The organism is Bradyrhizobium sp. MV1.5 (assembly GCF_055807615.1).
Window position 1 is genome coordinate 20342 of record NZ_JBVVPL010000013.1, and the last position, 13616, is coordinate 33957.

General features: G+C 61.6%; 13 protein-coding genes. 9 read left to right on the forward strand and 4 right to left on the reverse strand.

The genetic code is table 11. The features are described 5' to 3' along the window. Positions 1–3 precede the first annotated feature (3 nt). From AC0L2J_RS14745 to pseF, 9 genes are read left to right on the forward strand one after another with little or no spacing between them, the layout of a single operon-like run. Positions 4–1923, forward strand: a complete 1920-nt coding sequence (locus AC0L2J_RS14745) for an N-acetylneuraminate synthase family protein (protein ID WP_473391092.1) — start codon at positions 4–6, stop codon at positions 1921–1923. After that, positions 1923–2612 carry an acylneuraminate cytidylyltransferase family protein gene (locus AC0L2J_RS14750; RefSeq protein ID WP_473391096.1) on the forward strand — a complete coding sequence of 230 codons (690 nt, stop codon included), beginning with the start codon at positions 1923–1925 and terminating at the stop codon, positions 2610–2612. Before AC0L2J_RS14745 ends, AC0L2J_RS14750 begins: the two co-directional genes overlap by 1 nt. Beyond that, positions 2605–3369, forward strand: a complete 765-nt coding sequence (locus AC0L2J_RS14755) for an SDR family oxidoreductase (RefSeq protein ID WP_473391100.1) — start codon at positions 2605–2607, stop codon at positions 3367–3369. Before AC0L2J_RS14750 ends, AC0L2J_RS14755 begins: the two co-directional genes overlap by 8 nt. After that, the gene (locus AC0L2J_RS14760; RefSeq protein WP_473391104.1) at positions 3366–4214 is read left to right on the forward strand and encodes a sugar phosphate isomerase/epimerase family protein; all 849 of its coding nucleotides are present in this window, start codon (positions 3366–3368) and stop codon (positions 4212–4214) included. The genes AC0L2J_RS14755 and AC0L2J_RS14760 overlap by 4 nt, the downstream gene beginning before the upstream one ends. Then, entirely contained in the window at positions 4211–4972 is a 762-nt protein-coding gene (locus AC0L2J_RS14765) for an SDR family NAD(P)-dependent oxidoreductase (protein WP_473391108.1), read from the forward strand. Before AC0L2J_RS14760 ends, AC0L2J_RS14765 begins: the two co-directional genes overlap by 4 nt. Positions 4973–4985: 13 nt before the next feature. Next, on the forward strand, positions 4986–5825 hold the full coding sequence (locus tag AC0L2J_RS14770) for an SDR family oxidoreductase (RefSeq protein ID WP_473391111.1): 840 nt from the start codon (positions 4986–4988) through the stop codon (positions 5823–5825). Positions 5826–5876: 51 nt separating this feature from the next. Continuing rightward, the gene (gene pseB / locus AC0L2J_RS14775; protein ID WP_473391115.1) at positions 5877–6878 is read left to right on the forward strand and encodes a UDP-N-acetylglucosamine 4,6-dehydratase (inverting); all 1002 of its coding nucleotides are present in this window, start codon (positions 5877–5879) and stop codon (positions 6876–6878) included. Next, complete coding sequence (pseC, locus tag AC0L2J_RS14780; protein WP_473391118.1) at positions 6875–8053, forward strand: UDP-4-amino-4,6-dideoxy-N-acetyl-beta-L-altrosamine transaminase; 1179 nt, start codon at positions 6875–6877, stop codon at positions 8051–8053. Before pseB ends, pseC begins: the two co-directional genes overlap by 4 nt. Next, on the forward strand, positions 8050–8754 hold the full coding sequence (gene pseF / locus AC0L2J_RS14785) for a pseudaminic acid cytidylyltransferase (protein ID WP_473391123.1): 705 nt from the start codon (positions 8050–8052) through the stop codon (positions 8752–8754). The genes pseC and pseF overlap by 4 nt, the downstream gene beginning before the upstream one ends. Here pseF and AC0L2J_RS14790 read toward each other — a convergent pair. The 4 genes from AC0L2J_RS14790 to AC0L2J_RS14805 all read right to left on the reverse strand — a co-directional run bounded on the left by AC0L2J_RS14790 (position 8751) and on the right by AC0L2J_RS14805 (position 13501). Further along, positions 8751–9944 (reverse strand): HAD-IIIA family hydrolase, encoded by a 1194-nt coding sequence (locus AC0L2J_RS14790; RefSeq protein WP_473391126.1) that lies wholly within the window; start codon positions 9942–9944, stop codon positions 8751–8753. The genes pseF and AC0L2J_RS14790 overlap by 4 nt on opposite strands. 146 nt (positions 9945–10090) lie before the next feature. Further along, complete coding sequence (locus AC0L2J_RS14795) at positions 10091–10765, reverse strand: hypothetical protein (protein ID WP_473391131.1); 675 nt, start codon at positions 10763–10765, stop codon at positions 10091–10093. Between the two features lie 170 nt (positions 10766–10935). Continuing rightward, a complete protein-coding gene (locus tag AC0L2J_RS14800; protein ID WP_473391135.1) occupies positions 10936–12351 on the reverse strand; it encodes a DUF6418 domain-containing protein in 1416 nt (471 codons plus the stop codon). Between the two features lie 196 nt (positions 12352–12547). Continuing rightward, entirely contained in the window at positions 12548–13501 is a 954-nt protein-coding gene (locus AC0L2J_RS14805; protein ID WP_473391139.1) for a phytanoyl-CoA dioxygenase family protein, read from the reverse strand. Positions 13502–13616 lie beyond the last annotated feature (115 nt).

Genomic DNA, 13616 nt, shown 5'->3' on the forward strand with positions numbered 1-13616 from the left:
TTGATGACACCGCCCAACCAGCCTGCCCCCGTCCGCATCGGCAACCGTCTTCTGGGCGATGGCGAACCCTGCTATGTCATCGCCGAGATCGGAAACAACCACAATGGCGACTTCGATCGCGCCATTGCGCTGGTCGATGCCGCGGTCGCGGCCGGTGCCGATTGCGCCAAATTCCAGATGCGCAAGCTCGACGAGGTCTATCGCGCTTCGAGCCTGTCCGGAAAGGACGACGACCTCGCCGTCGAATATACGCTCGATCTGCTGCGCCGCTTCGAACTCCCGACCGCGCAGCAGAAGAAGATCGCCGAGTACTGCGCGGCAAAAGGTATCCAGTATCTCTGCACGCCCTGGGACGCAAAGAGCGTCGCCGTGCTCGAAGGCTTCGGCGTGCAGGCCTACAAGGTCGCTTCCGCCGATCTCACCAATCTGCCGCTGCTCGCGTGCCTTGCCGCCACCGGCAAGACGCTGATCGTCTCGACCGGCATGAGCACGACGGACGAAATCAAGACCGCGGCGAAATTCCTCGACGACCGCGATGCGAGCTACGTGCTGCTGCACTGCCAGAGCACCTATCCGGCCGCGCTCCACAACATCCATCTGCGTTTCATGGAGACGTTGCGCGAGATCCATCCGGTCGTCGGCTATTCGGGGCACGAGCGCGGCGTCGCAGTTTCGACGGCCGCGGTGGCGCTTGGCGCCGTCGTTATCGAACGCCACATTACGCTCGACCGCGGGATGGAAGGTCCGGACCACGCCGCGAGCCTCGAGCCGGAGGAATTCAAGACGTTGGTCTCGGGCATCCGCGAGGTGGAGGCGGCGCGCGGCGAGAAACTGGCAGAGCGCGCGCTGAGCCAGGGTGAGCTGATCAACCGTGAAAACCTTGCCAAGAGCCTGGTGGCCGCCCGCAACCTTCCGGCCGGCACCGTGATCTCCGACAGCGACATCGCCGTGAAGAGCCCGGGGCAAGGGCTGTCGCCGCTGAAGATGCCGGCCCTGCTCGGCCGCAAGCTGACACGGACGATGGCGGCCGATGACTATTTCTTCCAGAGCGACCTCGATGAAGGCATCGCAAAAGCGCGGCGCTACCGCTTCGACCGCCCCTGGGGCGTGCCGGTGCGCTATCACGACACCGAGCGCTTCCTGGAGATCTGCGAGCCAGATATCATCGAGTTCCATCTCAGCTACAGCGACATGGAGCGCGATCCAGCAACGTATCTCTCCGGCACCTATGATCTCGGCTTCGTCGTGCATGCGCCGGAGCTGTTTGCCGGCTCCAAGCTGATGGACCTCGCAACCCCCGACGAGGCGCTGCGGCGGTATTCGCTTGAGCAGACCCAGGCCGTGATCGACATCACTCGCGGCCTGAAGAAATTCTTTCCCAAGACGAAGCGCCCGCCCATCGTCGCCAATATCGGCGGTTTCACCATGGACGAGCCATTGCCGCCGGAGCAGAAGGCCGAGCGCTACCGCATCTTCGCCCAAAGCCTGAAGGAGCTCGACATGGACGGCGTCGAGCTGACGCCGCAGACCATGGCACCGTTCCCCTGGCATTTCGGCGGCCAGCGCCACCAGAACATCTTTATCTTCCCAGAGGAATCCGCCGCGTTTTGCGCCAAACATGATCTGCGGATGTGCGTTGACATCTCCCACACCAAGCTCGCCGCCAACCATTTCGGCTTCGACTTCGCACAAGGCTTGGCGCAGCTCGGGCCGCACACTGCGCATCTGCATTTCGGGGATGCCAAGGGGCTCGACGGCGAAGGGCTCCAGGTCGGCGAAGGCGAGATCGATTTCGACGAGATCGGACGGGTGCTGCGCAAGCATGCGCCGACAGCGTCCTTCATTCCCGAAATCTGGCAGGGCCACAAGAACATGGGTGAAGGCTTCTGGATCGCGCTCGAGCGTCTAGAGGGGCACATCTGATGGCGCGCAAGACACTGGCCGTGATCGCTGCGCGCGGCGGCTCCAAGGGCATTCCGCACAAAAACCTGCTCGATCTCTGCGGCAAGCCGTTGATCGCGTGGACGGTCGAGCAGGCACGCGCGGCGCGCGGCGTCGACGTCGTGGCAGTCTCTTCCGACAGCGACAACATCCTTGCCGCGGCCGAAGCTGCCGGCGCCGTCGGCGTGCGGCGCCCCGAAGACATCTCGGGTGACCTCGCCTCCTCCGAATCCGCCTGGCTGCACGCGCTCAACGCGATCGACGAGCGGATGGGACGGTTCGAGCGGATCGTTGCGCTCCAGGCGACGTCGCCGATCCGCGAGTCCAGCGACATCGAGGACGCGCTTGCGACCTTCGATCGCGACCATCTCGACAGCCTGCTCTCGGTTTGCGAGGTCGAGGATTACTTCAACTGGCGTATCGGCGCGAGCGGGCCGGAGCCGATCAACTACGACTATCACAATCGGCGCATGCGGCAGCAGATCGAGAAACGCTACCTGGAGAACGGCTCGTTCTACGTCCTGATCCCATCACTCCTGCGCGAGCAGAACAATCGTCTCGGCGGCAAGATCGGTTTTCACGTGATGGATCGTCACAAGATGTTCCAGATCGATCGTCCCGAGGACGTCAAGCTTTGCGCCGCCATCATGCGTAGTTACGGATATGCCTGACCTCAGCGCCTTCTCTCTCGCCGGCAAGATCGCGGTCGTCACCGGCGCCTCCCGCGGCATTGGCGCTGCGATCGCGACGGGCCTGCAGGATGCGGGCGCTACAGTGTTCGGCCTCAGCCGTTCCGGGACCGCACCACAGGGCGTGAGCGCGATTGCCTGCGATCTCTCCGATGACGAGGCGATCGAGGGCGCATTCCGCACAGTGGCCGCACAAGGCGGACGCATCGACGCGCTGGTCAACGCCGCCGGTATCAGCCTGCCGGCCCAGAGCGCCGGGAGCGAGCTCACGCGCTTCCGTGCCACGGTCGCAACCGACCTCACCGGCGTCTACGCTACCATCCTTGCCGCCCATCCGCTTCTGAAGAACGCGGGCTCTGCCGCGATCATCAACGTCACCAGCATCAATTCGGTCCGGGGCTTTCCCGGCAATCCCGGCTACGTGGCGGCGAAGGCCGGTCTTGCCGGGTTAACCCGTGCGCTCGCTGCCGACTATGCGCCCGACGGCATCCGCGTCAACGCGCTGGCACCCGGCTATGTCGCGACCGAGATGACCGCGAAGAGTTTTGCCGATCCCGACATGCACGAGGCGAGGCGCCGCCACACGATGCTCGGCCGTTGGGGACAGCCCGCCGACATGGTGGGAGCCGCCGTCTTCCTGGCGTCGGAAGCCTCCGCCTATGTGACCGGACAGGAACTCTTCATCGACGGCGGTTGGACCACAAAGGGCCTCGCCATCAACTCGGACAAGCAACCGTGACCGCAACGCTCGAACGCATCGGCTTCATGCAAGGCAGGCTTTCGGCTCTCGTCGACGGCAAGATCCAGGCATTCCCCTGGGACGAGTGGCGCGAGGAATTCTCGCGTGCGAAGGCGCTCGGCCTGACGCGGATGGAATGGACCATCGATCAGGAACGGCTGCGCGAGAACCCGCTGACGACCGAGCCGGGCCAACAGGACATTCTGGCGCTGTCACGCGAGAACGGCGTGCGGATACCGAGCCTGACCGGCGACTGCTTCATGCAGGCGCCGTTCTGGAAGGTCGATGCCGTCGTGCGCGACGCGCTGGTCGCCGACCTAGATCTGCTGATCGCTTCCTGCAGCCGCATCGGCATCGAATTCGTCGTGATCCCGCTGGTTGACAACGGCAAGATCGAGCGCGAGAGCGACAGCGATACGTTGAAGCGCGTGCTGCTCGCTCGCTCCGAGCAGCTTGCAAGACGGAACGTCAAGATCGTCTTCGAATCCGATCTGCCGCCGCGCGAACTCGCCCGGTTCATGGAGGCATATCCAGCCGACGTCTTCGGCATCAACTACGATAGCGGAAACAGCGCCTCGCTCGGTTATGACAGCGACGAGGAAATCGGCGCCTACGCGCCGCGCATCCTCAATGTGCACGTGAAAGACCGCGTTCGCGGCGGCACGACCGTGCCGCTCGGCACCGGCAACGCAGACCTTGCCAAGACGATCCGGCTGATCGAGCGATCCGGCTACAAGGGCCAATACATCCTGCAAACCGCGCGTGCCGCCGACGGCGACCACGCCGGCGCGCTGGCAAAATACCGCGACATGACGGTTCGCTGGATCGAGGACGCGGCGCGATGAAGCTCGAGCTCGACGATCGCGTCGCTCTCGTCACCGGCGCCAGCCGCGGGATCGGGCTTGCAATCGCGACAACGCTCGCTGCAGAAGGCGCCAAGGTCGCGCTTGCGGCACGCGGCGCCGATGTACTGAACGCCGCGCGCGCGGCCGTCGGCGGGCGGAACTCTATTCACGTTGCCGACGTCACCGATCCCGCCGCCGCCACGGGCCTTGTTCAGGACGTCGAAAAGCAGTGGGGCCGGCTCGACATCCTCGTCTGCAATGTCGGTAGCGGCGCGTCCGTGCCCCCGGGCCAGGAAACCGCGACGGAGTGGTCGCGGGTGATGGACCTCAATCTCTTCGCCACCACCAACATGATCGAGGCGGCCCGGCCGCTGATGGCGCGTGGCAGCGGCGACCGCGCCATCGTCTGCATCTCCTCGATCGCAGGCATGGCTGCACTCGGCGCGCCGGTCACCTACTACGCCGCCAAAGCGGCGCTGAATGCGACCGTGCGCGGGCTGGCGCGGCCGCTGGCGCTGGAAGGCATTCGTATCAATGCTGTCGCGCCCGGAAACATCATGAGCCCGGACGGTACCTGGGCGCGCAAGATCGCCGAAAACAAGCAGGCGGTCGACGACATGCTCCAGCGCGAGGTGGCGCTACGCCGGCTCGGCACTCCCGAGGAGATCGCCGATGTCGTCGCCTTCCTTGCTTCGCCCCGTAGCGCCTTTATCACCGGCAGCGTGATGGTGGCCGACGGCGGCCAGCTCAGAAGCTGAACAGGAGCCTCCGATGGCAAACCCCTCCTCCCGCTACGACCTGACCGGACGGACCGCACTCGTGACCGGCGCCGGCGGCCTATTAGGCAAGCAGCATGTTGCGGCGCTCAGCGAAGCCGGCGCGCGCGTGGTCGTCACCGATGTCGGCTTGGCGCAGGCCGAAGCCGCCGTCGCCGCGCTGACGCAGATCGCCGCTTCAGCCGATCTGATCGCGCTTGCGATCGACGTCACCTCGCTCGACTCGGTGCGTGCGGCGAACGAGCAGCTCGCAGGCCGCGGCATCACCGTCGACATCCTCGTCAACAACGCCGCCATCGACCCGAAGGTGACGTCGAGTCCGGGCGTCATGCACTCCTCGCGCTTCGAGGCGTTCCCGGTGCCGCAATGGCAGACCGAGATCGCCGTCGGCCTGACCGGCGCGATGCTGTGCGCGCAGGTGTTCGGCGGCGAGATGGCCAAACACGGGCGCGGCGTGATCCTCAACATCGCCTCCGATCTCGGCGTGATCGCGCCGGATCAGCGGCTCTATCGGCAGCCACAAGTGACGCGCGAAGAAGAACAGCCGGTGAAACCCGTGACCTACTCGGTGATCAAGCACGGCTTGATCGGGCTGACGAAATATCTGGCGACCTACTGGGCCGACCACGGCGTGCGCGTCAACGCGATCTCGCCGGGCGGTGTTTTCAACAACCAGGACCCCGCTTTCGTCGATCGGCTGACGCGCCTGATCCCCATGGGGCGCATGGCCGAGGTCGACGAATACCGCTCCGCCGTGCAGTTCCTCTGCTCGGACGCATCGAGCTACATGACCGGTCAGAACCTGGTCATAGACGGCGGCAGGAGTGTGTGGTAACCACCGCCATTCCCCCATTTTCTGAAAAACCGGTCTGGCGCAAGAGCTAACATGTTCAATGATAAAGCTATTCTGATCACCGGAGGTACAGGATCGTTCGGGAAGAAGTTCGTCGGCTGCCTGTTCAAGGAGTTCAAGCCGCGTCGCGTCGTCGTTTATTCGCGCGACGAGCTGAAGCAATATGAGATGCAGCAGGAATTCGATCAGCCTGAGATGCGCTATTTCATCGGCGACGTACGGGACGGCGAGCGTCTTCGCACCGCAATGAAGGGGATCGACTTCGTTGTCCATGCCGCGGCGTTGAAGCAGGTTCCCGCTGCCGAATACAACCCCATGGAGTGCATCAAGACCAACATTCATGGCGCGGAGAACGTGATCCAGGCGGCCTTGGAGTCGGACGTCGAGAAGGTGATCGCGCTATCGACGGACAAGGCCGCGCAGCCGATCAATCTCTACGGCGCGACCAAGCTCGCATCGGACAAGCTGTTCATCGCTGCCAACAACATGGCCGGCGGTCACCGTACAATGTTCAGCGTCGTCCGCTACGGCAACGTCGTCGGATCCCGTGGATCGATCGTACCGCTCTACAACAAGCTGATCGCGGCCGGTGCCGATCATCTGCCGATCACCGATCCGCGCATGACGCGCTTTTGGATATCGCTGCAGCAAGGTGTCGACTTCGTCACCAAGAGCTTTGAGCGCATGTCGGGCGGCGAGATCTTCGTTCCGATGATCCCTTCGGTTCGCATCTCCGACCTGGCGAAGGCCATGGCCCCCGCACTTCCAACCCGGGTGATCGGCATCCGCCCGGGCGAGAAGCTCCATGAAGTCATGTGCCCGACCGACGACTCGCACCTGACGTTGAAATTCCACGATCACTTCGTGATCAAACCGACGATCAAGTTTTTCCGCCGGGATGTCGACTATCTCGCCAACGCGATCGGTGAGCGCGGCGAGGCGGTGTCTGACGGATTCGAATATAACTCCGGCAAGAACGATCACTTCCTCGACGTTGCCGAGATCAGGGAATTCAACGAGATTGCCGTGCAATGATCCCCTATGGGCGCCAGGATATCTCTGAACAGGATATCGATGCTGTCACTCAGGTGCTGAAGTCGGACTGGCTCACCCAAGGGCAGGCTGGGCCACGTTTCGAGCAGGCAATGGCCGGTTACTGCGGCGCAGAACATGCCGTCGCGGTCTCGAATGCGACTGCAGCGCTTCATATTGCCTGCCTTGCGCTTGATCTCGGTCCCGGCGACATCTTGTGGACCGTACCGAACACGTTCGTCGCCTCGGCCAATTGCGCGCTCTATTGCGGAGCCAGCGTCGACTTCGTCGACATAGATCCCCGGACCTACAACATGAGCGTCACGGCGCTCACGGAGAAGCTCGCGCAGGCAAGCACCCAGGGACGGTTGCCAAAGATCGTCATTCCCGTGCATTTTGCCGGCCAGTCCTGCGAGATGACAGAGATCCGTTCCCTCGCGAACCGCTACGGCTTTCGCATCATTGAAGACGCTTCGCACGCGGTGGGCGGCGAATATCTGGGACGAAAGATCGGTGCCGCCCAGCTAAGCGACATGGCGATCTTTAGCTTTCACCCGGTAAAGATCATCACGACCGGCGAAGGGGGCATGATACTCGCCAGCGATCGGGGACTGGCGGAGCGCCTTGGCTACCTGCGCACTCACGGCATCGTCCGCCCGGTGCAGCGCGATCCGATCGACGCGCGGCGTTCGAACGAGGACCGCTATGGTCCCTGGATGTATGAGCAGGTCGAGCTCGGCTTTAACTACCGCATGACCGACATCCAAGCCGCGCTCGGCGCCAGCCAGATCGACCGGCTCGATGCCTTTGTCGCGCGCCGGCGCGAGCTCGCGGCGCGTTACGACGCGCTTCTTGCGAAACTGCCGGTGATCTGCCCATGGCAACATCCGGACACGAATTCGGCCTGGCACCTCTACGTGATCCGGCTGCGGCGGAACGAAATCAAGCACAGTCGGCGCCAGGTCTTCGAGGCGTTGCGCGCCGCAGGCATCGGGGTCAACGTGCACTACATTCCGGTACACACCCAGCCCTACTATCAGCGCCTTGGATTCAGTGTCGGCATGTTCCCGGAGGCAGAGAGCTACTACCAGGACGCCATCACGCTGCCGTTGTTCTCGAAGATGACGGATGCCGAGCAAGACGCCGTCGTCGCGGCACTCACGAAGATCCTCGCGTGAAGATCGCGATCATCCCGGCGCGCGGCGGAAGCAAGCGCATCCCGCGCAAGAACATCCGGCCGTTCTGCGGCAAGCCCATCATCGGCTATTCGATTGCCGCGGCGAAAAAGAGTGCGCTGTTCGACGAGATCGTCGTCTCGACCGACGACGAGGAAATTGCCGCGGTCGCGCGCGGTTTGGGCGCCACGACGCCGTTCGTCAGGCCGAGCGAACTCGCCGACGATTTCACGGGAACCAATTCCGTGATCAGGCATGCGATCGGCTGGTTCGCGGAGCGAGGAACCGATGTTACGCATGCCTGCTGCATCTATGCGACCGCACCACTGATCCAGGACCGGTTCATCCGCGAGGGCTATGAACGCCTGATCGACTCCGACGCCGCGTTCGCTTTCTCCATCGCTCATTATGCGTTTCCGATTCAACGCGCTGTGCGTCTGACCTCTGACGGCCGGGTCGACTCGCTCTATCCGGAACACCGCATGACGCGATCGCAGGACCTCGAGCCGGCCTTTCACGATGCGGGTCAGTTCTACTGGGGCACCGCGCGCGCCTTCCTCGACGACGTGCCCGTGTTCTCGCCACGATCGATCGGCGTGGTGCTACCGCGCGTGCTGGTGCAGGACATCGACACGGAGGAAGACTGGGAGCAAGCGGAGTTCATGTTCCGCGCCGTCGCAGAGGTTTCCTCGACAACCTCTTAACCGACGCCGAGCAGCGGCCGGACGAAAGCTTCGAGATCTGGGCCCTTGAACAGATGCCCTGCTATCCCGGCCGCAACCGCCGCTTGGACGTCGTGCGCATTGTCGCCGACCAAAAAGCTCGATTCAATTTGGACCGGCCAGCCGCCGAGGCAGTCCAGGATCATGCCGGGCGCCGGTTTGCGTCGGTCGCTGGTACGGCGCCACTGTTCGACGGTTCCGTCTTGATGATAAGGACAATACTGGAACTCGTCGATATGAGCGCCGGCCTCCGCCAGCTCGTGGCTCATCCAATCGTGCAGGCGGTGAACCGCATCGACGCCGTAGTAGCCGCGGGCAACACCTGACTGGTTGGTTACCACGAAGGTGAGATAGCCGCGGTCGTTGCACAGCTTTATGGCTTCGCGCGCGCCGGGGATCCAGTCGAAATTCTCGATCTTACTCACATACCCTTTGTCGACGTTCAGCACGCCATCGCGATCGAAGAACACCGCAGGGCGCCGCATTTTTGCGGGAAGCTCGCGCTGCGCGCGATCCAGATCCTCGGGAATACCGATATCGATGAAGAAGCCGTCATAGAGGGCGGCTTCCAGCTGCCCCATCTCGACCAGCCGCGGAAAAACGGACTGCTCGAGTGAGCAGGGTAGCTCGTCAATCAGGTCAAGGATGCTGCGATCGATGCGATAGACGCCCGTGTTGATCGGCCCGATGGATTGCATTCCCGGCGGCAGAAAGCGCTTCACACTGTTGCGCTCGAGTAGAACGCGGCCATAGCGATCGCCGGGATGATCCTTCTTCAAGGCGATGCGCACCATCGCCGACGAGCCAGACGCTGCAAGGTCGAGCAGGTTGAAGTCGAAGAAGGAGTCGCCGTTCATCAGAAGGAACTGCGGCTCCAGTTGCGCGCCCGCGTGCTTCAGCGCCCCGCCGGTGCCGAGTTGCGCCGGCTCGGACACGACCGAGACCGCAGCATGACGCCAGGTCTTGCCGTCGTAGCGCTCGACCACCTGATCGGCGCGGTGACCCGCCAGCAGCAATATCTTCTCGATGCTGGGATAGCGTGACACCTCGTCGAGGAGATAGTCCAGAAAGGATTTTCCCCCCACTTCCAATAGCGGCTTGGGAAGAAGCTTTGTCCGCTCCCCCAGTCGCGTCCCAAGTCCGCCGACCAGAATGACGGCTTGCCTCAGCACAGAGCCCTCTTGACGAGGCTAAAGACCAAATGACCACACATAACGTGAAGATCTCAAGTCGAATTCATTGATATCGAGGCGATGAGTATCATAGGACCCGCGATCTCCGCAATGTGACCACCACCTTGGCCTGGGGTCAGCCCGTTCTAGCCGGCAGTCCTTTGACCGAATGACACCGCGAACAACATGAATGCGAGGAGCGCGACTCCCGCCGCGAGTGCGGCCGAACGCAAGGGGCGTCCTGGCCCGGCCACCAGCGCCACCTTGATGTTCTCCTCGCCAAGCCTCGTAGGGTAAGTCTTCTGCGGGCCCAGTCGCGTCTCTAAATCAATCTTCTTCAACCTCGTGGTCGATTGCTCTTGCTGGATCTTGAACAGAAGTTCCAGGAGCGGCGCGGCTCCCAGCGAAGGCGACGCGTCCGCTGCAGAGGCCTTTGCCAGATCCGAAAGCTGCCTCTCGATGTTCGACAAGCCAGCAAGAAGGTTATCAATCGCCGCCAGCTGGCCATTGACGCCGGCAAGCGCCTGCTCGCGCAGATTTTTCTGCCTCTCCTCCAGGAGCCGAGGCACGGTCTCGAGAACTTGCCGAACCAATTGCTCGGTGGGCGCGCGAGCACGAACAGCGATCATGTCTCCCCCCAGCGGCCGCGCGTATAGGCTGTCGGTGATGATCCGCGTTGAACGTGCGTCTTTGGCCCCGACTGCATCCACCACGAGCCTCTGGAATTCTGGGCTGTTTATTTTGTCAGCCCCTGCATCCGCGCTTATCTGTGCCACCCCGTCCACCGCACCGAGCTGAATGCGGGTCTCTGCTCCATACATCGGCGCCGCTCTTGGAACGAGGAGGTAAACCAGTACACCAACGACGAACGCGGAGAGGAGCATCCAAGCCAGGTAGGGCCGGCACGCTCGGTATATCAACATGGCCAATCCGCCCAGATACCGTTCTGCCGAAACCATCTCACCCCGGTCTGCCATAGACTACGAGTCCTTCAAACTACGGGCGTGGGCCGAGGGCTCAGTGGTTGCAGCACGGGCTTGTCGCAACGCCACCGTGCCTCGGTGACATATATCAGCAAAGCTATCATGATTTTCAAAATGAAGGTGAGCTGAATGAACGAGTTCACCATCCCTGCTGCGATATTGACCCACAAGGCGTATAAAACGGGCGTGAGAAAAAAGCATGTCGCGAAGCGCTCCTCCACGATGCAGCGTGTCAGGAGGAACATGAACTCGGAAAAGATAGCCGCTGATAGAACAACCAGCACATAACCGCCAACAGGACCACCAAGTTCAAAAAGGATCTCCGGCCAGCCACCGGCATAGGTCGAGCCCTGCTCAAGAATGAAATGGGCGCGACCCTGAGGCAGCGCAGCTTCCATCAGGAACTGCATCGTTGAATTACGGCCGGGATCGAAGGGGTCAACGAACAACTTGTATGCCGCATGGAAGCCGTTCCAATTGTCCTGCAGGAATACTCGTTCATAAGTCATCCACCACATCTCGCCCTGCTGGATGAGGATGCGCTGTGATAGTTTCGCGAATAGCTCGGCGCCCTCGAATTTGCGGACGACTGTGTACGAGTAAGCGATGGCACCTATGACGAGAAGGCAAAGGACAGCCGCCGCGAACGCAATACCGCGCAGCGCGGCCTTCGAAGCGATCGGACGCCCCGACGAAGTTCCGCGATTCAAAATTGCGATAGCGATCGGCATCGCGAAGAACAAACTGTAGGTATAGAGAGACGAAAAACGGTGGCCTACGAGGAAGAGGTAAAGGATCAAACTCGCAAGCAAAGCGCCGAACCGCCAATCCAACGAGCGTCCACGAAAGGTTGGTGCAACCAGGAAGACCCCAAGTTGAAATGCCAACATCGGTCCCCAAAATAGCAGCAGGCCATGCAGCGGCCCGCCGTACAGACGTGCATAGTCGAAGCGCTCCATACTGGCGAACAGAGGTATCGGCCCCCCCGCCAGCAATTCCAGCCACAGCGCGGCGACGAAGGAGATCACGAGCCAGAACGCCACATCAAGAAGATCGAACCGCCCAGCAGACGTCCCGTCGCCAAATGCCGGACGTACCTTGGCAAAAAGCTTCTGTAACCGCGCGGGCCGAAACGAGCAAAGCAGCGCGACGATGACTATTCCTTCCGCCAGCGCAATCGGCAGCACAGAAATGCCGGGACCGATAGTTCTCTCCAGCTGTTCCGAGAAAACAGGGCCCCAGATATCGATGTAGAGTACCGAACAGAGCCGCCACGCGAAGACGAAGAAAACAAAAAAGAAAAGTAGCCCCAGCGCTGGCCGCAACAGCAAAACGGCAGCCATTGCCGACAGGACGAGGCAAGCAGCCAACACGCTGAGCGACGCGAAAATGACTGGATCGGATGTCAGCGACAATTCTGGCATGTCGATGTGCGGGCGACCTGCACGAACCTAGCAAGTGCAAACGCCTCCCCCGACCGCGTCCCAACCGCGCTGATCAGAATAATGGGCCGCCCCACGACAGCTCTCCGTTGCGGCCCCCCCGCCTGCGCTCCAGGCATCGAACGTTCGAAGGAAGGTTCGACTTGCTTCATTTCTGTGCCCTCACCAACCTAGCAGCTCATGTCAGGCGATACTGGACGGCTCTCCGCACCTTCTCAGGAAGCATTTTTCGCTTGTTCAAATCGCGCAGAACGTTCCACGCCCAGGTCGCATAGAACGGCTCCTCAAGATAGTGAAAAACCAGCCTGATTTGCTCACGCACTGCCCCCGGCGCGAAATGACCGCGGCGATGAAAACCGAAATTGTTGGAGATCACCAAAGTGTTCGGCTCAGTCAGGATATGGTTCTCGACAACGCCCATGTCCTTCAGGTGTGTTTCTGGAATTTCCAGATTATGCTTCACGGGAGAGCGCGCAACACGAATACTGTCGGCGTATTCGTAGCGTAAACGCGCTGCTGTAAGCTTGTGACTCCCCGGCACCCAAACATAGGCCCCGTTTTCCAGAGTGGAGCCGTTCAGGCTGTAATAGGCCTTGATAGTGGGATAGTGGCGATCGGCGTGCAGGATTGTTTCGGCATCCGGCACGAACTCCTCATTGTCTCTCATCGTCAGCAATTGATAGCCGATTTGCGGAGGTCGCTTTATTTGATGGCGCGACATTGCCGAGACGACGTTGAGCAGCCTGGAATCGTTGGCGATCTTTTCCACCACAAAGGCACCATCGCCCTGATCGTCCCGGGAAATCGGGCTGGTCGTAAAATCAAGACCGGTACCGCCGCGATTTGCCTCATACCTCGTCGCCGGGCCCGAGCGAAGCGTAGCGCAGTAATTGCGAAGTCTTTCGAATTCATCGGCTGGAAGGAAATTCGGGATGATGACAACGCCGTCTTCGATTCCCTGGCCGATCAGTTCTTTCGTTTCCGCCAGAGGTGCCGGCTCTCGTCGCATGGCATGTGCGCCGTGATGAGTCAGGACGCGCGCAAGCTGCCAGCCCAATAAATTGGCCACGACCGGCCCGGAATGATACCGGGGCGGTTCCAGGAACTTCTTCGCCAGGTTGGATATCGACATCTTGCTACTCCCGTTCGATATCGTCAGGTTGTAGATAAAGAAGGCCTTCGCATGCAAGAGGCATTTTTATCAGGAATTTCAAGCGCTTGATGTAAGACCCGACGGGATCGACGGG